Here is a 22,977-nt window from a genome sequence, read left to right on the forward strand (position 1 = left end):
ACTGCGCGACCAGCCCAAACGAAGGAGCCACATGCCCACGATCGAAACCGACGAGCACAAGTCTCTGAGGCAAGCAGTCGCCGCCCTCGGCAAACGCCACGGCCGCGACTACGACCGAGAGCAACTCTGGTCCGAGGCAGCCAAGCTCGGCTATCTCGGCGTCAACCTGCCGGAGGCATACGGCGGCGGAGGCGGCGGAATCGCCGAACTCTCCCTCGTCCTCGAAGAGCTCGGCGCAGCCGGCGCCCCCCTCCTGATGATGATCGTCTCCCCGGCCATCTGCGGCACGGTGATCGCCCGCTTCGGCACCGAGGCCCAGAAACAGGAATGGCTCCCGGCACTCGCCGACGGCACCCGCACCATGGCCTTCGGTATCACCGAACCCGACGCCGGCTCCAACAGCCACCGCATCACCACCACGGCCCGCCGCGACCAGGAGACCGGAGACTGGCTGCTCAACGGCCGCAAGGTCTTCGTCTCCGGCGTCGACATAGCCGACGCCACCCTCATCGTCGGCCGCACCGAGGACTCCCGTACCGGCCGCCTGAAGCCCTGCCTGTTCATCGTCCCGCGCGACGCCCCCGGCTTCGGCAGGCGCTGGATCGAGATGGAACTGAGCGCCCAGGAGAAGCAGTTCGAGCTGACCCTCGACGACGTACGCCTCCCCGCCGACGCCCTCGTGGGCGACGAGGACGCGGGCCTGCTGCAACTCTTCGCCGGCCTCAACCCCGAACGCATCATGACGGCCGCCTTCGCGATCGGCATGGGCCGCTACGCGCTCTCCCGGGCGATCACCTACGCCAAGGAGCGCACGGTCTGGAACAGCCCCATCGGCGCCCACCAGGCCATCGCCCACCCTCTCGCCCAGGCGCACATCGACCTCGAACTCGCCCGCCTGATGACCCAGAAGGCGGCCCATCTCTACGACGCCGGCGACGACGTGGGCGCGGGTGAGGCCGCCAACATGGCGAAGTACGCGGCCGGGGAGGCCTGTGTGAAGGCCGTGGACCAGGCGGTCCACACCCTCGGCGGCAACGGGCTCACCAAGGAGTTCGGGATCGCCTCGCTGATCACGGCCGCGCGCGTGGCCCGTATCGCACCGGTGAGCAGGGAGATGATCCTCAACTACGTCTCCCACCAGACCCTGGGCCTGCCCAAGTCGTACTAGGCCGTCTTGGAGGAACCGTGTTCCGCAGCGAGTACGCAGACGTCCAGCCCGTAGAACTGCCCATCCACGACGCCGTGTTGGCCCGCGCCGCCGAGTTCGCCGACGCGCCCGCCCTGATCGACGGCACCGACGGCACCACCCTGAGTTACGCCCAACTGGACGCCTTCCACCGGCGCGTGGCCGCAGGGTTGGCCGACGCGGGAGTGCGCAAGGGGGACGTGCTCGCCCTGCACAGCCCCAACACGATCGCCTTCCCTACCGCGTTCTACGCCGCCACCCGCGCGGGTGCCTCCGTCACGACCGTGCACCCGCTGTCCACGCCCGAGGAGTTCGCCAAGCAGCTCTCCGACTCCGGCGCCCGCTGGATCGTCACCGTCTCGCCGCTCCTGGAGACGGCCCGCCGGGCCGCCGAACTCGCGGGCGGCGTAAGGGAGATCTTCGTCTGCGACAGCGCTCCCGGCCACCGCTCCCTGATCGACATGCTGGCCTCGACGGCCCCCGAGCCGCACATCGACATCGACCCGACGGCCGACGTGGCGGCACTGCCGTACTCCTCGGGCACCACCGGCACTCCCAAGGGCGTGATGCTCACGCACCGGCAGATCGCCACCAACCTCGCCCAGCTCGAACCGCTGATGTCGGCGGGCCCCGAGGACCGCATCCTCGCGGTGCTGCCCTTCTTCCACATCTACGGTCTCACGGCCCTGATGAACGCGCCCCTGCGCCAGGGCGCCTCCGTCGTCGTCCTGCCCCGCTTCGACCTGGAGACCTTCCTCGCCGCCATCCAGAACCACCGCATCACCGGCCTGTACGTGGCCCCGCCGATCGTCCTCGCCCTCGCCAAGCACCCGCTGATCGAGGAGTACGACCTCTCGTCCCTGCGCTACATCGTCAGCGCCGCCGCCCCGCTGGACGCCCGTCTCGCCGCCGCCTGTTCGGCCCGGCTCGGCCTCCCGCCCGTCGGCCAGGCGTACGGCATGACCGAGCTCTCGCCCGGCACCCACGTCGTGCCCCTGTCGGCCATGCGCGAGGCACCGCCCGGGACGGTCGGCAAGCTCATCGCCGGCACCGAGATGCGGATCGTCTCCCTCGACGACCCCGGCAAGGACCTCACCGTCGGCGAACCCGGCGAGATCCTCATCCGCGGTCCGCAGATCATGAAGGGCTACCTCGGTCGCCCCGACGACACCGCCGCGATGATCGACACCGACGGCTGGCTGCACACCGGGGACGTCGGCCATGTCGACGCCGACGGCTGGCTGTTCGTCGTCGACCGGGTCAAGGAGCTCATCAAGTACAAGGGCTTCCAGGTGGCCCCCGCCGAACTGGAGGCCCTCCTGCTCACCCACCCGGACATCGCCGACGCGGCCGTCATCGGCGTGTACGACGACGACGGCAACGAGGTCCCGCACGCCTACGTCGTCCGCCGGCCCACCGCCGGTGAGCTCTCCGAGCTCTCCGAAAGTGAGGTCATGATGTACGTCGCCGAGCGCGTCGCCCCCTACAAGCGCGTCCGCCGGGTCACCTTCATCGCCGGGGTGCCCCGCGCCGCCTCCGGCAAGATCCTCCGTCGACAGCTCAGGGAACGCGCATGACAGCTGGGGGAACGCCCATGACGGCTCAGGGAAAGCCCACGACCCTCGTCGCCCGCACGCGCGCGCGTGCCGTCGAGACCCTCACCCTCGACTCCCCGCACAACCGCAACGCCCTGTCGGCGGCCCTGGTGGGGGAGCTGGCCGCCGCGCTGACGGACTGCGCCAAGGACCCCGACGTCCGCGCGATCGTCCTCACCCACACCGGCACCACCTTCTCGGCGGGCGCCGACCTCAAGGACCCCCCGCACCCGGACGCCCTGGTCGGTCTCCTGCGCCGGATCGTCGAACTCGGCAAACCGGTCGTCGCCCGTGTCACCGGACACGTCCGCGCGGGCGGCCTCGGCCTTCTCGCCGCCTGCGACATCGCCGCCGCGTCCACGGAGTCGACGTTCGCCTTCACCGAGGTACGGATCGGGGTCGCCCCCGCGGTCATCTCCCTGACCCTGCTGCCCCGCACCGACCCCCGCGCCCTGGCCCGCCACTACCTCACCGGCGAGCGCTTCGACGCTGCCGAGGCGGCCCGCATCGGCCTGGTGACGGCGGCCGGCGACGACGTGGACGCCGTACTCGAACCGATCCTCGACGGGTTGCGCCGGTCCGCACCCGAGGCCCTGGCGGAGACGAAACGGCTGCTCACGGCTAGGGTGCTGGAGACCTTCGACCGGGACGCGGCCGCCCTGACCGCGCTCTCGGCCCGGCTGTTCGCCTCACCGCACGCGCGCGAGGGCATGACGGCCTTCCTGGAACGACGGGATCCCTCATGGACGGTGTGACGACGATCGGCGACCGGGCGGAACGCGCGCCCAAAGAGGCCAGGCAGGCCAAAGAGGCCAAGCAGGCCAAAGAGGCCAAGCAGCCCAAGCAGGACCGCAGCCGGGCCACCCGGCAGCGGCTCCTGGAGGCCGCCGTGTCCTGCCTCGCCGAACACGGCTGGGCCGGGTCCACGGTCACCGTCGTCGCCGAACGCGCCGGAGTCTCCCGAGGCGCCGCCCAGCACCACTTCCCGACGCGCGAGGACCTCTTCACCGCGGCCGTCGAGTACGTGGCCGAGGAACGCTCCACAGCCCTGCGCGCCCTGTTCCCGCAGGGCGCGGCCGACGACCGCCGAGCGGTGATCTCGGCCCTCGTCGACCTCTACACCGGCCCCCTCTTCCGCGCCGCCCTCCACCTCTGGGTGGCAGCCTCCAACGAGGACCAACTGCGCCCTCAGGTGACGGAGTTGGAGGCGAGGGTGGGCCGGGAGACCCACCGGATCGCCGTAGACCTACTGGGCGCGGACGAGTCCAGGCCGGGCGTCCGGGAAACGGTCCAGGGCCTCCTGGACATGGCGAGAGGCCTGGGCCTCGCCAACCTGCTCACGGACGACGAGGCCAGGCGGGACAGAGTGGTGGCTCAGTGGGCAGCACTACTGAACGAGGCGCTGCTGTAGCTCGTTCAGGGGCGCGGGGAACTGCGCGACAAGCCACGAATCACCCGCAGCCGCCCACGCTCCTGAAGCACCCCTTCAGTGGGCGATCCCCCCATACCCCTCGATGTCCTGAGGACTCCGAGCCGCCGGCCCCACATACCGCGCAGACGGCCGCACCAACCGCCCCGTCCGCTTCTGCTCAAGAATGTGCGCCGACCACCCCGCCGTCCGCGCACACGTGAACATCGACGTGAACATGTGCGCCGGCACCTCCGCGAAGTCGAGCACGATCGCCGCCCAGAACTCCACGTTCGTGGCGAGCACCCGGTCCGGCCGCCGTGCGTGCAGCTCCGCCAGCGCCGCCTTCTCCAGCGCCTCGGCCACCTCGAACCGCGGCGCCCCCAGCTCCCGGGCCGTACGGCGCAGCACCCGCGCGCGCGGGTCCTCGGCCCGGTACACCCGGTGCCCGAACCCCATCAGCCGCTCACCCCGGTCCAGCGCCTGCTTGACCCACGCCTCCGCGTCCCCGGTCCGCTCGATCTCCTCGATCATCCCGAGCACCCGGGAGGGCGCACCACCGTGCAGCGGCCCGGACATGGCACCCACGGCCCCGGAGAGCGCGGCGGCGACATCCGCGCCGGTGGAGGCGATCACGCGCGCGGTGAAGGTGGACGCGTTCATGCCGTGCTCGGCGGCCGAGGTCCAGTAGGCGTCGACGGCCGCGACATGCTTGGGATCCGGCTCCCCGCGCCAGCGGATCATGAACCGCTCGACGACGGACTGCGCCTTGTCGATCTCCCGCTGCGGCACCATCGGCAGCCCCTGCCCGCGCGCCGACTGGGCGACGTAGGACAGGGCCATCACGGCGGCCCGGGCGAGGTCGGCGCGCGCCTGCTCGGCGTCGATGTCGAGCAGCGGCTTCAGCCCCCACACCGGGGCCAGCATGGCGAGCGCCGACTGGACGTCCACGCGGATGTCCCCGGAGTGCACCGGGATCGGGAACGGCTCGGCGGGCGGCAGACCCGGGTTGAAGGCGCCGTCGACCAGCAGCCCCCACACGTTGCCGAAGGAGACATGGCCGACCAGATCCTCGATGTCGACGCCCCGGTACCGCAGCGCGCCGCCCTCCTTGTCCGGTTCGGCGATCTCCGTCTCGAACGCGACGACTCCTTCGAGACCAGGGACAAAGCCGGGGTCGAGGTCGGACATCAGGCGGCTCCTCATGATGCGTACGACGGATGACGCCACGATAACTCCGAGTGTCACCTTTGGGGAGTCATGCGGCACTCAGTGCCACCAGCAGTCGGCGCCGCCCTCGGTGCGGGAGGCATCCGTACGGCAAGATGACCGGGTGACCGACGCAGCACACGCCGTCTTCCCGGATCCCGCCTCCATGCGCGAGCAGTACCGCGCGGAGGGCCTCGCCGAGACCGACCTGGCCGCGACCCCCGTCGCACAGTTCGCCCGCTGGTTCACGCAGGCGGCCACCGAGGCGCACCTCTTCGAGCCGAACGCCATGGTCGTCTCCACCGCGGATGCCCAGGGGCGCCCCAGCTCCCGCACGGTGCTCCTGAAGCAGTTCGACGAACAGGGCTTCGTCTTCTTCACCAACTACGACTCCCGCAAGGCACGCGACCTCGCGCAGAACCCGTACATCAGCCTGCTCTTCCCGTGGCACCCCATGGCCCGCCAGGTCATCGTCACCGGCGTGGCCTGCCGCACCGGCCGCGACGAGACCGCCGCGTACTTCCGCACCCGCCCGCACGGCTCCCAGCTCGGCGCCTGGGCCAGCGCCCAGTCCTCGGTCATCGAGACGCGCGAGCAGGTCGACACCGCCTACGCCGACCTCGCCGCCCGCTACCCCGAGGGCGAACAGGTCCCGGTCCCCCCGCACTGGGGCGGCTTCCGGGTGGCGCCGGAGACGGTCGAGTTCTGGCAGGGCCGCGAGAACCGCCTCCACGACCGACTGCGGTACGTGGCGGAACCGGACGGCGGCTGGCGGGTGGAGCGGCTCAGCCCCTGAACCGGCGGCCGGTCGGGCGGCTTGCGGGCGCTACGGCTGCCCGACCACTGCCTGCGGGACTACGCCCGCCCGACCACCCCACCCAGATCCAACGCGGAAGCGATCCGCACCGCCACATCCTCCGCGTACACCGCGTCGCTCCGCTCGAACTGTCCCCGTCCCGCACCCCGCAGGAACGTCACGACACCCAGTGTCCGCCCCCGGCTGCGCAGCACCGCGCACAGCGCGTGCACCACGTCCGAGGGCCACTGGCGGGCCTCGGCCCACTCCCGGGCCCGGTCCGCGGGCACCGACCCGACGCTCGCCCGCACCGAACCGATCCGGTCCACGCACTGCAAGGCCGGATGCCCCTCGCCGTAGCGCACCGGCAGCCCGGACGCGCCCGACAGCAGACTCGGCCCCGGCGCCCCGGAGGGAGTCGAGGCCACCCGCACCAGCCGGACCGGGCCCGTCTCCTCCCCGTCGGCCACCGCATCGCCGGCCACCCGGTCGATCAACGCGTGGTCGGCGAACCCGGCCAGCGCGAAGTCCAGGTGCACGACCGCCGCCTCGGCCGGGTCCTCGCACTCCGCCGCCGCCCGGGCCGCCCGGTGCAGCTGGTTCGTCCGGAACCGCAGCAGGGACGCCTCCTGCTCGGCCTGCTTGGCCTCCGTCACGTCGTTGAACAGCCAGCCCACACCCAACGGCACGGGCTCCTCCGCGAGCGGCGAGGCCAGCCGTACGAACCCGCAGCGCCAGCAGCGCCGCCGCTCGCCGTCCGGGGTCCGCACCGCGACCCAGATCTCGGCCGGCGCGGGCGGGGCGCCCTCGGCCAGCACATGGGTGAGCGCGCTCTCCAGCTCCTCCACGCCCTGCGCGAGCAGCTCCCCGAGGGGCCGCCCCAGCACGGACGTACGACCCACGCCCAGGGACCGCGCCGCGTGCGCGTTCACCACGGCGGGCCGCAGATCGGCGTCGACCAGCACGACACCCCAGGACGCGTCCTCGAAGAGGGCCTCGCTCAGTGCGATGGACCGCTCCAGGTCGATCTGCGTGTGCACCTCGCTGAAGGCGCAGTACACCCCGGCGGGCTTGCCGTCCGGCCCTCGCACGGCCGCGGACTGGGTCCGCACCAGCACCCGGCCGCCGTCCTTGGTCAGCAGCGCGAACTCGTGCACCTGACGGCCGGGCGCCTGCATGGCGGACATCAGCCGCCCCTCGACCTCCTCGGCGTCCGCCGGCCGTACGGCCCACCCCGCGAACCCGTGCCGCCCCACCGCCTCGGCGGAGCTCCAGCCGAGGATGCGCTCGGCCTCGCGGTTCCAGTGGGTGACGACGCCGTCCGCGTCGAAGGCGCACAGGGCCGCGTCCATGCCGTCCAGCAGCGCGGCGAGCAGATCCGATCCGCCCGAGCCGTCCTGGCCCTCCGGGCCGGGTCCGTCGGGACCCAGCTCGTCGGTGGTCCCACTACGCCGGGAAGCACTCACCTGGACCCCCTGCCAGCCGCTCACTCACCATCAATTCAACTCGAACGTGACGCAGCACACACCGGGTTCCCGCAAGATTGAGGGAATCGTTGTACGCCGGAAACGTGCCGAATCCCCCTAAGGTGCCCACCTGCCCTGCTCCAGCCGCAGGTCGACCCACTCGTCGCTCTCGCCGTCCAGTACATACCGGTCGACCTCGACGAACCCGCGCGCCCGCGCGAACCGGGTGCCGTCCTCGTTGACGGCGAGCACGCATGTCTCGATCACCCGGGCGCCGAGCAAACGCGCATGATCAAGACCCTTCTCGTAGAGGGCGGTCCCGAAACCCCGCCCCCGGAAATCGGGCAGCACGCGCGCGATGACGGTCGCGACGGCGTCGTCCCCCTGCGGCGGCCGCACGGTGGAACACCCCACGAGCGTGTCCCCGAGGTAGGCGTTCTCCAGCCGATTACGCCCGACCCGCTCTCGCACCTCCGCGATCCCCATGGCAGCAGGCGGAACGATCACGTTGTGCACATACCGCCACTCCTCGGCCATAGCGTCCCCGACAACGGGCTCGATCCGCAGGTCAGTCATGAGTCCCCCTCCGCGCGGCCAGCCGCTCCACCCGCTCCGACTCCATGCGCAAAACGCTACCTGGACACCCGCTCGAAGATCCCGAAAAACTGTTCGCCCTGATCACCGGTGCCATAGCGGCAAGATCGGCTGAATGTTCGACTATTCCGGGTTTTTAGCACCTATGAGCGCCTTCTGGTGATTCGACGGATCAGCCGCAGCTCGATCGCTAGCGTCTCAGGCAACCCGGACGCGCGAGGTCAGTCGCTCCCCGACCGCGAGGTCGTCGGCTGACCAGCCCCAGTCATCACGATCCGAGGATCAAGGAGGTGCCCTTGATGACTACGTTTCCTGTAGGTGAGCAGACCCACCTGGCTGTGCTTCCTCAGCAGCCCGCTCTGGAATCCGTGGGAGCAGACACCCCTGGGAGCAGGGACGAAACGGCTCACGGACACCCCGCCGCTGTGCGGGGCACCGGCAGGGAACATGGGCGAGGGGAGACCGGCGGGCTCGGCACCGGAGTCCGCCGGCGTCACGCCAAGAACGTTGCCCCGGCAGCGAAGGCGGCAGAGAACAGGAGCGGTGACGCTCCTCCGCATGATCAGTCCTACGCGGGCGGCGTCGGAGCGGGTCGGGTCTTCGTCATCTCCAGGGACGGGCACCCCCTCATGCCCTGTCATCCCGCCCGCGCCCGGGAACTCCTTGGCAAGGGCAGGGCGGTGGTCGCTCGGCAGGTGCCCTTCGTGATCCGGTTGAAGTACCGCACGCTCGCCGAGTCGGAGGTCGACGGCCTGTGCTTGCGTATCGATCCGGGCTCCAAAGGGACAGGCCTCGCTCTCACGGACGAGAAACAGGAGACCGACGCGCAGGGAGGATCGTTCACCGGCAGGCGAGGGTTGGTGTCGGTCGAGTTGCGGCACCGTGGTGAACAGATCCGGCTGTGCATGAGGCAGCGTGCGGGCTACCGGCGAAGACGCCGCTCCGCCAACCGCCGCTACCGAGCGCCGCGGCCGGACAACCGGTCCCGTCCGGCGGGTTGGTTGCCGCCCTCTCTGCGCCACCGTGTCGACACCACATACGCCGTGGCATCCCGTCTCTGCCGCTATGCGCCGGTCAACGAAATCCATGTGGAAAGCGTGGCTTTCGACGTCCACGCCATGAGCGTCGGCAGACCCCTCGCCGACGTGGAGTACCAACGAGGAACCCTGGCCGGGATCGAGGCCCGGTCCTACCTGCGCTCCAGGTGGGAAAACGCGTGCGCCTACTGCGACGCCACGGATGTGCCCCTGAACATCGAGCACCTCACCCCTCGCAGCCGAGGGGGCTCGGACCGTATCTCCAACCTCGTCCTAGCCTGTGTCCCCTGCAACAGAGCCAAGGGCAGCATGCCCGTCGAGGGTTTCCTCGCCGACCGCCCCGACCGCCTCGCGAAGATCCTCCGGCAAGCCAGGACACCGCTCGACGACGCTGCCGCGATGAACGCGACCCGCTGGCAGCTCCTGGAGAGGGTGAGGGTCCTCGGCAGACCGGTGAACCCCTGTTCAGGTGCGCAAACGCACTGGAATCGCGATGCGATGGGGTTGGGCAAGACGCACACGGTGGACGCGCTGTGCGTCGGAGCCATGGACCACGAACGCGGTGACGCGATCGTTCGGCTCCCCGACCGGGTGCTGGTCGTCAGAGCCACTGGGCGCGGCTCGTACGCACGCACCACTCCGGATCGGTTCGGGTTTCCGCGGTTGCGCCGGTCCCGCGTCAAGCGCCACTTCGGATTCGCCACCGGCGATCTCGTACGGGCCGTCGTGCCCCTCGGCAAGTGGGCAGGCGTGTGGACAGGGCGGGTCTCGGTCCGCGCCACAGGACGGCACAGCCTCACCGCGACGGAGGGCAGGATCGATGTCTCCCACCGGAATCTGCGACTGCTGCAGCGGGCCGACGGCTACGGCTACGCCTTCCGGCCCGAGGGGGCCCGTCAACATCTGGGAAAACCGGTTGAGCCGTGACCCATGGGTTCTTAGGGTGGGTCGTACCGAAGAAGGGAGGTGGTTCGGAGCATGTATGCACACCGGACGTCGGAGGTGGCTGCGGGCTAGGCCCGTCACCCACCGAGTGCGGTGCCGGACCAGCGTGTACTAGATGCACGCAGCCGGCCAATTCAACGCAGTCACCCGACCCGCGAGCTCGCCGGTAACGTCCGGCCGGCTCCCCCGCCGCAAGGTGGAGGGACCCGAGCTCGCGGGTCGTCTGCGTGTGGGGGATACCTGTCGAGCCCCGCTACAGGCTGGGGTCCACGTTCCATGCCTCGGGCAGATCGCCGCCGCAGAAGACGCAGACGAAGTAGTCCTCGCGCACGATGTTGTGCTCCTGGCAGTCGGGGCACCGTCGGAACACCACTTCATGGGTGAAGCCGGAGGGGCGGCCGAGTCCCGCACGGTCCAGGGCGCGAGCGACCCCGGGCCAGGAGGTGACGTCCGGGCAGTAACCGGTGGACTGGTTGCTGACCTCGCTCACCGTCCACCGCACCGCCCCTCGCGCGAACTCGCGCACGAAGCCCATCTCGCCTGCGCTCAGCACCACGGCACCGCCGGCGCAGGCCACATGCTCGCTGCGTCGTGGTGCCAGCCGGAGCACGCCGTCCGTGCCGACCACGTAGGTGAAGGGTTCTGCCAGCTCCGCAGCCGATCGCTCGGCGACCCAGTCGCCGAACTCGGCCGCCGAGCCGACCCGGCGCCCGCCATCGCCGTGCCGGACCCCGGCCTTCAGCTCGGCAGGTCCGACGTACCGGTAACTCCGCTCCCGCGCGCCCACGTCCGACCCGGCCTTCAGCGCCGGTAGAAGATCCGGTCCCCGTACTCCTCGAAGACCCGGTCGTTCCACTCCAGGCCGCCGTCCACGTTGCCCGAGCGCAGCAGCGGGGGGTCGATGCCGCGGGCCGTGAGGGCGGCCGCCGTCGTGGCCATGACCGCCTGGAGCAGGGCCGAGGTCACCACCGTGGAGGCCGGGGCGAAGGGGGCCGGGACGGCGTCCAGGGTGAGTTCCGCGTCGCCGACCGAGATCTTGGAGTCGAGGACGACGTCGCAGTGGTCCTTGAGGAAGGTGCCCGAGCTGTGGCGAGGCTTCGTCGCGGTGGTGTAGGCGAGGGACGTGACGCCGATGACCTTCACGCCGAGGGAGCGCGCGGTCAGGGCCATCTCCACGGGGAGCGCGTTGCGGCCGGACAGGGAGATGATCACCAGGGCGTCGCCCGCGCGGAGCGGGGAGCAGTCCAGGACCGCGCTCGCGAGGCCGTCCACCCGTTCCAGCGCGGAGCCGAGCGTGGCGGGCATGACGTCGACGCCCACCACCCCCGGCACGGTGAGCAGGTTCATGAGGGCGAGCCCGCCGGCCCGGTAGACCAGGTCCTGCGCGGCGAGCGAGGAGTGCCCCGCGCCGAAGGCGAAGAGGCGGCCCCCGTCGGCGACGGTGTCGGCGAGCAGCTCACCGGCGGCCGCGACGGACTCGCCCTCCTCGTCCCGGACCCGTTCCAGGAGTCCGATCGCGGCGTCGAAGAACCGTCCGGACAGTGTGCCGTGGCCGCCCGCGGAGCCCGTGCCGCCCATGCCTCATCCACCCTTCGTCGCCGTGTCGCGGATCACCGTGCGGTCTGGACCAGTGGGATGTCAATACGGCCCGCGCGGGATGTCGTACGGTCCGGGCGGGAGGTCGGCACGGCGCGGGTGAGGGGTCGGTAGGGCCCGCGTGCGATGTCGGCACGGCCCGCGTGCGGTTTTGTCGGCACGGCCGGATCCCGTTCGCCGCGGCCCGGTCTCACCGGCGCGGCACGCTTGTCAGTGGTATCCGGCAGAATTGAGGCCAGGGCCAGCGCACGCGCCGGGAAGCCGTCGTGCTTCCGGCAGATCTCATCGAGGGGCACGTATGTCCGGACTGATCGACACCACGGAGATGTATCTCCGCACCATCCTCGAGCTGGAGGAGGAAGGTGTGGTCCCCATGCGCGCCCGGATCGCCGAGCGGCTGGACCAGAGCGGGCCCACGGTGAGCCAGACCGTGGCGCGGATGGAGCGTGACGGCCTGGTGTCCGTCGCCACCGACCGGCACCTGGAGCTGACGGACGAGGGCCGCCGGCTGGCCACGCGCGTGATGCGCAAGCACCGTCTCGCGGAGTGTCTGCTGGTCGACGTGATCGGCCTGGAGTGGGAGCAGGTCCACGCGGAGGCGTGTCGCTGGGAGCACGTGATGAGCGAGGCGGTGGAGCGCCGGGTGCTGGAGCTGCTGCGCCACCCGACCGAGTCGCCGTACGGCAACCCGATCCCGGGCCTGGAGGAGCTGGGCGAGAAGGACGGCGCCGACCCCTTCCTGGACGAGGGCATGGTCTCGCTGGCCGAGCTGGACCCGGGTGTCGACGGCAAGACGGTCGTCGTACGGCGTATCGGCGAGCCCATCCAGACGGACGCGCAGCTGATGTACACGCTGCGCCGCGCGGGTGTGCAGCCCGGTTCGGTGGTGAGCGTGACGGAGTCGGCCGGCGGGGTGCTGGTGGGCAGCGGCGGGGAGGCGGCCGAGCTGGAGTCGGACGTCGCCTCGCATGTGTTCGTGGCCAAGCGCTGAGCGGGACCGGGTCAACTTCCAGGCTCTGCCGGGTAATTGTGGTCTCGGTTGGGGTTTCCCCGGACCGGTGCCCGGCGCCGTCCGCGGCCTCGTCGATCCGGGATTCACTGTGCGGAATCGCAGCGCTTCGACGCTTCCCGTGCGAGGCTGTCGCGTGAGGCATATGACCTGAGGGGGCGGGCGGATGTGCCGTAGACATGGGGATGGCCCCGGCACCTTGCGGCGCCGGGGCCTGTCCTCCCCTGTGCTGACCCGGAGCCCCGAGCTCCCAGGGTCATTCCCGTCGGACCGATGTCCCCGAGCGGTCCGCCTCCCGCTGCAAATCTCCCCTCGGCCGCGGCGATCATTCCTTGAGGGCGGTCACTCGAACGAGGGGTGTTGTCGCGCGAGAACCCATTTTCGAATACGCATTCGATAGTCTGCGAGTGACGGGGCGCGCGTGGCGTGCGCTGCACAGATGTACGACAGGACAGCGGCGGACAGGACAGACACCACAGGCACGGCAGGCCAAGGGGGGTGCCGATGGCGCGGCGCATCGACGTGACCGGGGCGGGCGGCGTACGTCTCGCCGCCTGGGAGTTCGGAGATCCTCCCAAGAGCGATCCGACGGACCCGACCGACCCGGCGAAGGCCGCCTCCCCACCCCCGGAGAAACGATCACCCGGGGTCCTCTTACTCCACGGCCTGATGGGCCGCGCCTCCCACTGGGCGTCCACCGCCCGCTGGCTCTCCGAGCGGTACCGGGCCGTCGCGCTCGACCAGCGCGGTCACGGCCAGAGCGACAAGCCCCCTCGGGCCGCCTTCACCCGCGACGCGTACGTCGAGGACGCCGAGGCCGCCCTCGAACAGCTCGACCTCGCCCCCGTCGTCCTCATCGGCCACGCCATGGGCGCCCTGACCGCCTGGCAGCTCGCCGCCCGCCGCCCCGACCTGGTCCGCGCAGTGATCATCTGCGACATGCGGGCCTCCGCCCTCGGCGCCGCCTCGCAACGGGAGTGGGGCGAGTGGTTCAAGGCCTGGCCGGTGCCCTTCGCCACCCTCGCCGACGTACGCAAGTGGTTCGGCGAGGACGACCCCTGGGTCGAGCGGCCCAACCCGGCGCGCGGCGAGTTCTACGCCGAGGTGATGGCCGAGTCCCCCGACGGCTGGCGCCCCGTCTTCGAACCCGAGCAGATGCTCCAGTCCCGCGAGACCTGGGTCTACGACGCCCACTGGGAGGAACTCGCGCAGGTCAGGTGCCCCACGCTGGTCGTCCGCGGCCTGGACGGCGAACTGGGCCGCGCCGAGGCCCAGGAGATGGTCCGCGTCCTGCCCCGTGGCCGCTACGCCGAGGTCGCCGACGCCGGCCACCTCGTGCACTACGACCAGCCGGAGGCGTGGCGGGCCGCGATAGAGCCGTTCCTGGACGGACTGGAGGGCCTGGAGGGCCTGGAGGGCCTGGAGTCTCCGGACGGCACGGAAAGCGACTGACACCCTGGACGGGTGGGTGCAAAGGGGCGGCTCGGGCACCTGAGCCGCTCCCCGCGCTCGGGGCGGCCCGCCGCAACCGGAGCCCGCGCCGGGTCGGACCCCTCCGTACGGCAGGGCATGCGCCCCTCCCCGCGCCCCGCGAACCACCGCGACACCGGCCCCGGTCACCCAGCCCGCGGTCGGCGCCTTCAGCCGGGCAGCGGGCCCCCGGGGCGGCGCCCTCACCCGGCCACCCGGCCCCTCGGCGGCGCCTTCAGCCGGGCAGCAGGCCTCCTGGCGGCGCCCTCACCCGGTCACCCAGCCCCGTGCAGCGCCCCTCACCCGGTAACCCAGCCCCGCGCCCCCACCCGCCATCGACCCAGCGGCGCGCTCACCCCGGTCACCCGCCCCGGCTCGGCGCCCCCATCCGCTCACCCCTTGCTGACCGCCGCAAGGATCTCCGGCAGCTGCCGTGCCGTGCGCGGGGCCGCCAGGCGCAGACCCGCGACCGTGATCATCCCGCCGTACACCGCCCCCACCGGCAGTAGCACCCAGCTCCACTCGTCGCCGCCCGCGCTGACGTTGGCCCAGATGGCCAGGGCGATCACCGGCGCGCAGAGCAGCGCGGCCGAGACCATGCCGCCGACCACGGCGGCCGCGGCGAGCCCCGACTGTCCCGGGGCCACGTTCTTGTAGCCCTCCTGCGGGATCGAGTACGGGAAACGCGCCGACGTCCACGCCCCGGTCGCCAGCATCGCGCCGAGCAGCGCGAAGGACATGCCGAGCACCTCGGGCAGCTTCGGCCAGTCACCGATCAGCGCGGTCGTCACCACGGTGACGAGGGTGGCGTACGGCAGGGTGATCACCAGCAGTGCCAGCGCACGCGCGCGCAGCTCGACGTAGGCGTCCCGCGTGGAGGAGATGGTGAGCGCGACCATCCAGAACGCCGAGGTGTCCTGCCCGAACTGGTTGTACATCTGCACACCGAGCATCCCGGCGGCGAAGCAGGAGAAGTAGATCGACCCGGTGCCCTGGAGTGCGTTGAACACCGGCACGATCAGTCCGATGGCCAGCGAGGTCACCCACGCGGCCTTGGTCTTGGGGTCGCGCCACACATAGCGCAGGCTGCGTTCCATCACGGTGCCGGTGCGCCCGCCGGGCAGCAGCCGCGCGAGCCCGGTCGAGGTCCGCTCCTTGGCGGCCCCCTGGGCGGACGGCAGGGTGGAGCCGTCGGGCGAGGTCATCAGCCGGGTGAGGTGACGCGACCAGAGGGCGAGCAGACCCGCCAACGCGGCGGCGGACAGGGCGAGTTGCAGGACGGCGGTGCCGTACGAACCCTCACTCGCCGAGTGGACCGCCCCGATCGCCGAGGCGGGCGGGATCCAGCCCAGCACCTCGGCCGGCCCGTCCAGCTGCCCGAGACCGCCCGAACCGAGGCGCTGGGCGCCGAAGTTGACGACCTGCGCGCCGACCGCGACGACCAGTCCGCTCAGCACCGCCAGATCGCGGCCCTTGCGACTGCTCAGCAGCCGGAGGTTGGCCGCGGCGACCGCCCGTGCGAGGGCCACGCACACCAGCAGCGCGAGCGGCACGGCGAGTACGGAGAGGACGTACGCCGTCCCGCCGTGCGCGACGGCGACCACCGAGCCGACGAGCACGCAGAGCGTGAACACCGGCCCGATGCCGACCAGGGAGGCCACGAGCAGCGCCCGCACCAGGGGCCGCGGCCGCAGCGGCAGCATCACCAGCCGGGTGGGGTCCAGGGTCTCGTCGCCGCCGGGGAAGAACAGCGGCATCACGGCCCATCCGACCGCGAGGACGGCGACCAGCGGGACGGCGACGGACTCCGCGTGCGCGTTGCCGCGCAGAGCGACCAGTCCGAGCAACTGGAGGGCCGAGAAGAGCAGCACGGCGACGGCCGAGCCGATCCAGGCGGCCCGTCGCCCGCCGGACTGCCGCAGACCGTTGCGCAGCAGGGACAGCTTCAGCCGTACGACGACCGGGGTGACGTCCTGCGCCACGGGGCGCGAAACCGGAACCCGGCCCGGACCCTGCCCCGAGACCAGGCCCGGACCCTGATCCGCAACCTGACCCGTACCCGGAGCGCCCTCGCCCGCAGTACCCCCGCCCGCAGAGCCGGCCGCCGTCATCGGGCCCCGCCGCCCAGCCAGTCGAGGTTCGCCCCGGCGTCCTGCCCCTGCGCGCCCACGAGTTCGAGGAACGCCCGCTGGAGGGAGGGCGCGGCACCGCGCACCTCGTCGAGCGGACCGTGCGCGCGGATGCGGCCGGCGGCCATGACGGCCACCCAGTCGCACAGGGACTCCACGAGCTCCATCACGTGTGAGGAGAAGACGACGGTGGCGCCGGAGCCGGTGTACCGCTCCAGCACCCCGCGGATGGTCTGCGCCGAGACCGGGTCGACCCCCTCGAAGGGCTCGTCGAGGAACAGCACTTCGGGATTGTGGAGCAGGGCGGCCGCGAGCCCGATCTTCTTCCGCATCCCGGTCGAGTAGTCCACGACCAGCTTGTGCTGGGCCCCCGCGAGGTCCAGCACGTCGAGCAGCTGCGAGGCCCGCCGGTCCACCTCACCCCCGGGCAGCCCCCGCAACCGCCCGGAGTAGGCGAGCAGTTCCCGCCCGGAGAGCCGCTCGAACAGCCGCAGTCCCTCGGGCAGCACCCCGATCCGGGCCTTCACCGCGACCGGGTCCCGCCACACGTCGTGCCCGACGACGGAGACGGACCCCTGATCGGGCCGCAGGAGCCCGGTCACCATGGAGAGAGTCGTGGTCTTCCCGGCCCCGTTGGGTCCGACGAGCCCGATGAACTTCCCTGCGGGAAGCTCAAGATCGATCCCGGCTACGGCAACCTGCTGCCCGAACCGCTTCCAGAGCCCCCGCACACTCACAGCCGACGTCATGGACGCCCACTCTAGGCGTGCGTCTCACCTGTCCCGACCGCACGCGTAGGCGAGCGGGGAGATCAGCTCCTCGGCGTCCGGCAGCCAGCGGTTCGCGGCGGTGGGACGGCAGGCCCACTGCACGGCTCCGGACGAGCCGTACCGGGTCGGGGGAGCGGCGACGAACGACCCCTCGCCCAGCACCACGAGGTCGAGGGACGAGGGAGCCCACCCCAGCCGGCGCACGAGGTCCGGCACCTTCGCCGTCGCGCCCGGCAGCACGAAGAAGTGCATCCGGCGGTCGGGCGTCAGCGTCACGGGACCGAGGGTCAGCTCCATGCGCTCCATGCGGGCCAGCGCGAGGAAGCCGGCCGTGTCCCGGACGGAGATCGCGTCGAAGGTCCGCCCCGTCGGCAGCAGGATCGACGCCGCCGGCTGCTTCTGCCACATCCGGCGCGCGACGGTCGCACTGCCCGTGGCCTGCGTCGCCCAGTCCTCGCGCGAGGGGTGCGCCCCGGGGGCGGCGCACGCGGTGTCGCCGCAGGAGCAGCGCTGCACCCCGTCGACTGCTTCCAGCCAGGTGCCGGGAAAGACGTCCCAGTGGCGCTCCTCGGCGTATCGTACGGCTGTCTCCAGCAGCGATTCCCCGCGCTGCTTCGGAATCTGAGCGGCCTCGGGGCCCGCGATCGTCTCTTCCACGCTCAACACAACTCCCGCGCCCACCTCGGGTTACGGCTGTAGCGCGCGCGGGGGAGGAGCATTGATTCGGCATCTGGGGCGCATGGATGCACGTGTGGGGGCGCGCGGGAGGGGCCGGGGCGTGAGCTGGGTAGCCACGAACGGGGCAGGCTTCCGCCTTTACCCCGGCAATCCTCGCATGCCTCGCATTTTAGCTGTCTCTGCGGGGCATTGATCTTCACGGCCGGATCCTTTCGTTCACACCGACGGGGCCCGGGAGTGGAAGACACGTCAACTCGGTGCGTGGGCAGGCACCGCAGCCACAGGGGGTACGCCATGGCCGCAAGGCCACTTGTCGCGCGGCAGCCGAACGAACGGCTGCAAGCGCTCATCCAGGAGGCGGGGTGCTCGAACGCCGGGCTCGCCCGCCGGGTCAACATGTGCGGTGCCGAGCACGGCCTCGACCTGCGCTACGACAAGACGTCCGTGGCCCGTTGGCTACGGGGACAGCAGCCGCGGGGCAAGGCGCCCGCGATCATCGCGGAGGCGCTCGGGCGCAAGCTCGGCCGTACGGTCACGATCGACGAGATCGGCATGGCCAACGGCAAGAACCTCGCCTCCGGCGTCGGTCTCCAGTTCTCGCCGACGGTACTGGGCGCCATCGAGCAGGTGTGTGAGCTGTGGCGCAGTGACGTGGGGCGCCGGGACTTCCTGTCCGGCTCCTCGGTCGCCGCGTCCGCGCTGGTCGAGCCGAGCCGGGACTGGCTGATCTCCTCACCCGACGCACAGGTGGCACGCCAGGCGGGCCCGCGGGTGGGCCAGTCCGACGTGGCGGCCGTGCGAGCGATGACCCAGGCCCTCGTCGACCTCGACCACCAGTACGGCAGCGGGCACGTCCGCCCGGTCGTCGTGCACTACCTCAACAGCGTGGTCTCCGGGCTGCTCGCGGGCTCGTACCGGGAGGCCGTCGGGCGCGACCTGTTCGCCGCGCTGGCCCGACTGACCGAGCTCGCCGGGTACATGGCGATCGACACCGGTCAACCGGGCCTGGCCCAGCGGTACTACATCCAGGCGCTGCGGCTCGCGCAGGCGGCCGGCGACCGCGGATACGGCGGCTATGTGCTCGCCGCGTCCATGAGCCACCTCGCCGCACAGCTCGGGAACCCGCGCGAGATCGCCCAGTTGGCGCGGGCGGCGCAGGAAGGGGCGCGGGGCCGGGTGACACCGCGCGCGGAGGCCATGTTCCTCGCGGCGGAGGCGCGCGGGCACGCGCTCATGGGTGACGTGCGCGCGACCCAGGCGGCGTCGGCGCGGGCCGTGACCGCGCTGGAGGCGGCGGATCCCTCCTCGGGCGACGACCCGGCGTGGATCGCGCACTTCGACGAGGCCTATCTGGCCGACGAGTTGGCACACTGCCACCGTGACCTCGGCCAGGCCGACGCGGCGGCGCGGTGTGCCCAGGAGTCCCTGGACGGGCTCCCGGAGAACAAGGCGCGCCGCAGGGCGATCGGTTACGTCCTGCTCGCCACCGCGCAGGTGCAGCAGCGCGAGATCGAGCAGGCCTGCAACACCGGCCTGAAAGCGGTGGAGTTGCTGGAGACCGTCCGCTCCAACCGGGGTGCGGAGTACCTCGACGACTTCCAGCAGCGCCTGGAGCCGTTCCGGGACGAGGCCGTCGTCCGGGAGTTCGGGGCCCGGCTCGACCTTCAGGCGGCCGCATAGGGAGGACGAGTACAGCGGTCAAGGGCCCGGAATCGTCACACGATCACCGGAGAACTGTTACTGCGGTCACAGGGGCGCAGGTCACGTCCTGTGCTACGTGGCACCGGGCTCGGGGGACCCGGTAGCGTTACACGACGATTCCGAAGTTCCCCCATAAGTAGGAGTCCCGGTGACGCAGAGTGGACAGGGCGAGCAGCCCTCGGCGCGCGAAGCGCGCGAAGGCATCGTGCTGCCCTCCGACGGCGGGGAACCCCTGCTGCCGGGACAGACGGGCGCCTACGGTGCCCCGCAGCCCGGTTACGGCGCCCCGCCGCAGTCGTCCGGCTACGGCGGTCCGCCGCACGGCGGGTACGGCTCTCCGCAGGCGGACCCGTCCCCTCCGGCGTCCGACGGGGCGTACGGCGGGTCCTCCGCGGGCACGGCCTACGGTCAGCCGCCCGGCGCTCAGGCCTGGGGCTCCCCGTGGGGCCCCGACCAGCAGGGGCAGACCCAGCCGCCCGCCCAGGACTGGTCGCAGCCGAGCACCCAGACCTGGAACGTCCCCCACCAGCCCGCCGACACCTCCCAGCAGCCCGGCGGCACGCCGTCCCCGTCCCAGCCGCTGCCGCAGCAGCAGCCCGCGCCGGGCTACGACACCGACGAGCCGACGTCCTACTACCTCCCGCCGGTCGGCCAGCCCCTCCCGTCGGCGCCCGCCGCGCAGTCCCAGCCGCTGCCCCCGCAGCAGGGCCAGGTAGCGCCCTACGAGGCCCCCGGCACCGCGCAGCAGCAGCCCAGGCCCGGCTACGACACCGACGAGCCGACCTCCTACTACCTGCCGCCGGTCGGCCAACCCCTCCCGGCCGGCTCGGGCCCGCCCGCCCACGAGGGCGCCACGCAGTTCATCCCGCCCGTCCCGGCCGCCGCCGACGAGGGGGCGACCCAGTTCATCCCACCGGTCCCGGCAGGTGCCGACGAAGGCGCCACGCAGTTCATCCCGCCGGTGCGCCCCGGCGCCCTCCCGCCCGAAGCGGGGCAGCACCCCCAGGCGGCCTACGGCGCCCAGCCCGGCTACGGCCCCGACGCCCAGGCCACCCAGTACATCCCGCCCGTGCCCGGTCAGGCCGGCGGCGCCGACCGGCAGCCGCCCTCCGACTTCGACAACCTCTTCCGCGCCCAAGGCACGGACGGCGGCGCCTCCTCCACCCAGCAGCTGCCGCGCTTCGACGGGCAGCAGGCCGCACCACCCGCCTACGGGGCCCCGCAGCCGTCGTACGGGGCCCCGCAGCCGCCGTACGTCCCGCCGGGCGGTGACGCGTACGACGACGGCGCAGGTGGTCGCCGCCGGTCGCGGGTGCCCGTTCTCGCCGCCGTGGGCGTCGGCATCGTCGTGCTCGGCATCGGCGCGGGCGCGCTGCTCGCCGGCGGCGGAGGCGGCGGGGGCGGGGGCGACAAGAACCAGACCGTGTCGGCGACGGCCCCGGCCGGCGAGGGCTCGTCCGCGCCGGCCGCCGACCCGGCGAAGGCGCAGGCCGTGGAGCTGGACAAGCTGCTCGCCGACAGCGGCAACAGCCGTTCCTCGGTGATCAACGCGGTGGCGAACGTCAAGTCCTGCAAGGACCTCGGCCAGGCGGCCCAGGACCTGCGGGCGGCGGCGGGTCAGCGCACCGGTCTGGTGACCCGGCTCAAGGGGCTCGCGGTCGACCAGCTCCCGAGCCACGCCGAGCTGACCGAGGCCCTCACCAACGCCTGGCGGGCGTCCGCGTCCGCGGACAACCACTACGCGGCCTGGGCCGACCAGGCGGCCGGCCGGAAGGGCTGCAAGAAGGGTCAGGCCCGCATCACGCGAGAGACCGCGGCCGGCAACCGGGACAGCGGCACCGCCAGCACCGAGAAGGCCCGGGCGGCCCGGCTGTGGAACGCCATCGCGAAGAAGTACAGCCTGACGGAGCGCTCGTCGACCCAGCTGTGAGAGGCAGGGCGGGGGCGCCTTCCGCACCCCCGCCCGGCAGTCCCGCCGGCCGCCTCAGTCGATGTCGGCGTGCCGCAGGGTCTGCGTCACGTCGGTGAAGCCCTCGTGGGCCGCCACGAGCCGGCCCTGGCGCACCACCTGGAGCGTCACGTTGGCGTTGACCATGCGGGGGAAGCCGATGGACGCGAGGTGGTTCGTGGCGTTCCAGGTGTCCCGGGGCCACCGGAGCGTCGGCGTCAGCCCACCGGTCGGCACGCTCAGGCCGTCGTTGAGCGTGCCGCGCACGCTGTCGGCGGTCACCTCGCCGCCGCCGAGCGACTCGACGGCCTTCCGGAACACCGTGTAGGCGATCCAGGTGGTCTGCACGCCCGCGTCCGCCGAGTCGATGCGGTTGTCGTCGAAGGCCTCCTCCTTGATGACCTTCTTCATCCCGTCCCAGCGGGCGTCGCTCGCCACCGGGTACCAGCCGGTGATGTACGACCCCTCGTAGGGCCCCGACGCCCCGCCGGACGCGTCGATCTCCGTCTGGTCGACGCTGCCCATCGCCATGGCCGTCCGCACCCGCGGGTACTCGGCGCGGGCGCGCCGGAAGGAGTCCATGAAGGTGCTGGTGCGGTCGCCCAGCGCGGGCACGACGCACCCCTCCTTCTCCTTCGCAGCACCGGAGCCGGCCGCCGAACCGGAGCCGGCCGCCGCACCGGAGCCCGCGAGCGCCTTCGTGGACTGCGCCGAGTACTCGCTGGCGTCGTCCGCGGCCCGCACGTCGGCGGCGGCCCGGTGCCCGCCGGTCGTCAGCCCGGAGTCCAGCAGCACCGGCAGCTCGTCGCCCGCGATGGTGTCGGGCCGTACGAGGGTCACGTTGCCGCAGTCCCGGGCGAGCTCCTTGCCGAGCCCGGCGAGCAGGGTGGGCTGGCCGCCGTTGATCGGGTAGGAGAGCGGGCTGGTGAACTCGGCGTTGGTGACGCCGTAGCCGCCGATGTAGGGGATGCCCGCGCCCTCCAGGGGCGGGAAGAAGGAGTCGGCGTACTGGCTGTAGGAGCCGACGACCGCGACGACGTGCTCCTTGACCGCGCGCCGGGCGCACTTCGCGGCGCCCACGCCGTTGTTCTTGTCGTTGCAGGTCAGGACGGTCAGTTTGCGGCCGTTGAGGCCGCCCCTGGCGTTGATCCAGCGGGCGTAGGCCTCGGCGAAGGCGGGCATGCCGGGCTTGTTGGTCGCCTCGGTGTCCGAGGGGGCCCAGGTCATGACCTTGATCGGGTCGTCCCCGGAACCCCCCGTGGTACCGGGGACCACCCCGCAACCGGTGACGAGCGAGGCACCGGCGGCCAGGGCCCCCGCCACGAGGGCGAGGGCTCGGACGGGACGGTGGTGCCGGGGGAGGAAGGTGCTGCGGATGCGTCGCCTGCCGGTCATGGGCCTACACGCTTCCGTCACACCGCCAACTCGAAAGTGACCCTG

The 22,977-nt window shown here is 72.1% G+C and carries 19 protein-coding genes; 10 read left to right on the plus strand and 9 right to left on the minus strand.

Annotation, left to right across the window (positions count from 1 at the left end):
* The first annotated feature begins 31 nt into the window (after positions 1-31).
* Genes AQJ54_RS36425 through AQJ54_RS36440 form a run of 4 tightly spaced genes read left to right on the plus strand, consistent with a single transcriptional unit; the run spans position 32 to position 4,192 of the window.
* A complete protein-coding gene (locus AQJ54_RS36425; protein ID WP_062244937.1) occupies positions 32-1,168 on the plus strand; it encodes an acyl-CoA dehydrogenase family protein in 1,137 nt (378 codons plus the stop codon).
* Positions 1,169-1,185: 17 nt separating this feature from the next.
* Positions 1,186-2,763, plus strand: a complete 1,578-nt coding sequence (locus AQJ54_RS36430; RefSeq protein WP_062244940.1) for a 4-coumarate--CoA ligase family protein — start codon at positions 1,186-1,188, stop codon at positions 2,761-2,763.
* Positions 2,764-2,780: 17 nt separating this feature from the next.
* A complete protein-coding gene (locus AQJ54_RS36435; protein ID WP_062244943.1) occupies positions 2,781-3,536 on the plus strand; it encodes an enoyl-CoA hydratase family protein in 756 nt (251 codons plus the stop codon).
* Positions 3,524-4,192, plus strand: coding sequence for a TetR/AcrR family transcriptional regulator (locus tag AQJ54_RS36440; RefSeq protein ID WP_062244946.1), 669 nt, complete (start codon positions 3,524-3,526; stop codon positions 4,190-4,192). The genes AQJ54_RS36435 and AQJ54_RS36440 overlap by 13 nt, the downstream gene beginning before the upstream one ends.
* A gap of 75 nt (positions 4,193-4,267) precedes the next feature.
* On the opposite strand, the gene AQJ54_RS36445 is transcribed toward AQJ54_RS36440, so the two are convergent.
* Positions 4,268-5,380, minus strand: a complete 1,113-nt coding sequence (locus tag AQJ54_RS36445) for a citrate synthase 2 (RefSeq protein WP_062244948.1) — start codon at positions 5,378-5,380, stop codon at positions 4,268-4,270.
* Between the two features lie 184 nt (positions 5,381-5,564).
* On the opposite strand from AQJ54_RS36445, the gene pdxH reads away from it, so the two are divergent.
* Positions 5,565-6,194: a pyridoxamine 5'-phosphate oxidase gene (pdxH, locus tag AQJ54_RS36450; protein ID WP_062245103.1), complete on the plus strand. Its 630-nt coding sequence runs from the start codon at positions 5,565-5,567 to the stop codon at positions 6,192-6,194.
* 59 nt (positions 6,195-6,253) lie between these two features.
* Here pdxH and AQJ54_RS36455 read toward each other — a convergent pair whose 3' ends face one another.
* Both AQJ54_RS36455 and AQJ54_RS36460 read right to left on the minus strand, forming a co-directional pair.
* Positions 6,254-7,660 (minus strand): PAS domain-containing protein, encoded by a 1,407-nt coding sequence (locus AQJ54_RS36455; protein ID WP_062245106.1) that lies wholly within the window; start codon positions 7,658-7,660, stop codon positions 6,254-6,256.
* Between the two features lie 117 nt (positions 7,661-7,777).
* Positions 7,778-8,236 carry a GNAT family N-acetyltransferase gene (locus AQJ54_RS36460; protein WP_062244951.1) on the minus strand — a complete coding sequence of 153 codons (459 nt, stop codon included), beginning with the start codon at positions 8,234-8,236 and terminating at the stop codon, positions 7,778-7,780.
* Between the two features lie 623 nt (positions 8,237-8,859).
* On the opposite strand from AQJ54_RS36460, the gene iscB reads away from it, so the two are divergent.
* On the plus strand, positions 8,860-10,218 hold the full coding sequence (gene iscB, locus AQJ54_RS36465; RefSeq protein ID WP_282959644.1) for an RNA-guided endonuclease IscB: 1,359 nt from the start codon (positions 8,860-8,862) through the stop codon (positions 10,216-10,218).
* A gap of 271 nt (positions 10,219-10,489) precedes the next feature.
* On the opposite strand, the gene AQJ54_RS36470 is transcribed toward iscB, so the two are convergent.
* Both AQJ54_RS36470 and AQJ54_RS36475 read right to left on the minus strand, forming a co-directional pair.
* Entirely contained in the window at positions 10,490-11,023 is a 534-nt protein-coding gene (locus AQJ54_RS36470) for a hypothetical protein (RefSeq protein ID WP_062244956.1), read from the minus strand.
* Between the two features lie 14 nt (positions 11,024-11,037).
* Positions 11,038-11,814 (minus strand): SIS domain-containing protein, encoded by a 777-nt coding sequence (locus AQJ54_RS36475; protein WP_062244959.1) that lies wholly within the window; start codon positions 11,812-11,814, stop codon positions 11,038-11,040.
* 316 nt (positions 11,815-12,130) lie between these two features.
* On the opposite strand from AQJ54_RS36475, the gene AQJ54_RS36480 reads away from it, so the two are divergent.
* Together AQJ54_RS36480 and AQJ54_RS36485 are read left to right on the plus strand one after the other, a co-directional pair.
* Complete coding sequence (locus tag AQJ54_RS36480) at positions 12,131-12,823, plus strand: iron-dependent transcriptional repressor DtxR (protein WP_062030357.1); 693 nt, start codon at positions 12,131-12,133, stop codon at positions 12,821-12,823.
* Between the two features lie 522 nt (positions 12,824-13,345).
* Positions 13,346-14,293 (plus strand): alpha/beta fold hydrolase, encoded by a 948-nt coding sequence (locus AQJ54_RS36485; protein WP_062245108.1) that lies wholly within the window; start codon positions 13,346-13,348, stop codon positions 14,291-14,293.
* Positions 14,294-14,703: 410 nt separating this feature from the next.
* On the opposite strand, the gene AQJ54_RS36490 is transcribed toward AQJ54_RS36485, so the two are convergent.
* From AQJ54_RS36490 to AQJ54_RS36500, 3 genes are all read right to left on the minus strand, one after another.
* Positions 14,704-16,293: a hypothetical protein gene (locus AQJ54_RS36490; RefSeq protein WP_062030355.1), complete on the minus strand. Its 1,590-nt coding sequence runs from the start codon at positions 16,291-16,293 to the stop codon at positions 14,704-14,706.
* Between the two features lie 125 nt (positions 16,294-16,418).
* Positions 16,419-17,189 (minus strand): ABC transporter ATP-binding protein, encoded by a 771-nt coding sequence (locus tag AQJ54_RS36495; RefSeq protein ID WP_062030353.1) that lies wholly within the window; start codon positions 17,187-17,189, stop codon positions 16,419-16,421.
* A gap of 24 nt (positions 17,190-17,213) precedes the next feature.
* A complete protein-coding gene (locus tag AQJ54_RS36500) occupies positions 17,214-17,876 on the minus strand; it encodes a bifunctional DNA primase/polymerase (protein ID WP_079070168.1) in 663 nt (220 codons plus the stop codon).
* A 306-nt stretch (positions 17,877-18,182) separates the two neighbouring features.
* On the opposite strand from AQJ54_RS36500, the gene AQJ54_RS36505 reads away from it, so the two are divergent.
* The gene (locus AQJ54_RS36505; RefSeq protein WP_062244965.1) at positions 18,183-19,568 is read left to right on the plus strand and encodes an NsdA family TPR-like regulatory protein; all 1,386 of its coding nucleotides are present in this window, start codon (positions 18,183-18,185) and stop codon (positions 19,566-19,568) included.
* A gap of 169 nt (positions 19,569-19,737) precedes the next feature.
* The gene (locus AQJ54_RS36510; RefSeq protein WP_062244966.1) at positions 19,738-21,519 is read left to right on the plus strand and encodes a hypothetical protein; all 1,782 of its coding nucleotides are present in this window, start codon (positions 19,738-19,740) and stop codon (positions 21,517-21,519) included.
* 54 nt (positions 21,520-21,573) lie between these two features.
* On the opposite strand, the gene AQJ54_RS36515 is transcribed toward AQJ54_RS36510, so the two are convergent.
* The gene (locus AQJ54_RS36515; RefSeq protein ID WP_062244969.1) at positions 21,574-22,932 is read right to left on the minus strand and encodes an ABC transporter substrate-binding protein; all 1,359 of its coding nucleotides are present in this window, start codon (positions 22,930-22,932) and stop codon (positions 21,574-21,576) included.
* Between the last annotated feature and the right edge of the window lie 45 nt (positions 22,933-22,977).

Origin of the sequence: Streptomyces griseorubiginosus (genome assembly GCF_001514195.1) — a bacterium.
Taxonomy (GTDB): Bacteria; Actinomycetota; Actinomycetes; order Streptomycetales; family Streptomycetaceae; genus Streptomyces; species Streptomyces griseorubiginosus.

What these genes read in the sequence shown, in the direction of transcription:
- AQJ54_RS36425 (WP_062244937.1), top strand. Translation starts at nt 32, where the DNA reads ATGCCCACGATCGAAACCGACGAGCACAAGTCTCTGAGGCAAGCAGTC.
- AQJ54_RS36435 (WP_062244943.1), top strand. Translation starts at nt 2,781, where the DNA reads ATGACGGCTCAGGGAAAGCCCACGACCCTCGTCGCCCGCACGCGCGCG.
- AQJ54_RS36440 (WP_062244946.1), top strand. Translation starts at nt 3,524, where the DNA reads ATGGACGGTGTGACGACGATCGGCGACCGGGCGGAACGCGCGCCCAAA.
- AQJ54_RS36445 (WP_062244948.1), bottom strand. Translation starts at nt 5,380, where the DNA reads ATGTCCGACCTCGACCCCGGCTTTGTCCCTGGTCTCGAAGGAGTCGTC.
- pdxH (WP_062245103.1), top strand. Translation starts at nt 5,565, where the DNA reads ATGCGCGAGCAGTACCGCGCGGAGGGCCTCGCCGAGACCGACCTGGCC.
- AQJ54_RS36460 (WP_062244951.1), bottom strand. Translation starts at nt 8,236, where the DNA reads ATGACTGACCTGCGGATCGAGCCCGTTGTCGGGGACGCTATGGCCGAG.
- AQJ54_RS36475 (WP_062244959.1), bottom strand. Translation starts at nt 11,814, where the DNA reads ATGGGCGGCACGGGCTCCGCGGGCGGCCACGGCACACTGTCCGGACGG.
- AQJ54_RS36480 (WP_062030357.1), top strand. Translation starts at nt 12,131, where the DNA reads ATGTCCGGACTGATCGACACCACGGAGATGTATCTCCGCACCATCCTC.
- AQJ54_RS36485 (WP_062245108.1), top strand. Translation starts at nt 13,346, where the DNA reads ATGGCGCGGCGCATCGACGTGACCGGGGCGGGCGGCGTACGTCTCGCC.
- AQJ54_RS36495 (WP_062030353.1), bottom strand. Translation starts at nt 17,189, where the DNA reads ATGACGTCGGCTGTGAGTGTGCGGGGGCTCTGGAAGCGGTTCGGGCAG.
- AQJ54_RS36505 (WP_062244965.1), top strand. Translation starts at nt 18,183, where the DNA reads ATGGCCGCAAGGCCACTTGTCGCGCGGCAGCCGAACGAACGGCTGCAA.
- AQJ54_RS36515 (WP_062244969.1), bottom strand. Translation starts at nt 22,932, where the DNA reads ATGACCGGCAGGCGACGCATCCGCAGCACCTTCCTCCCCCGGCACCAC.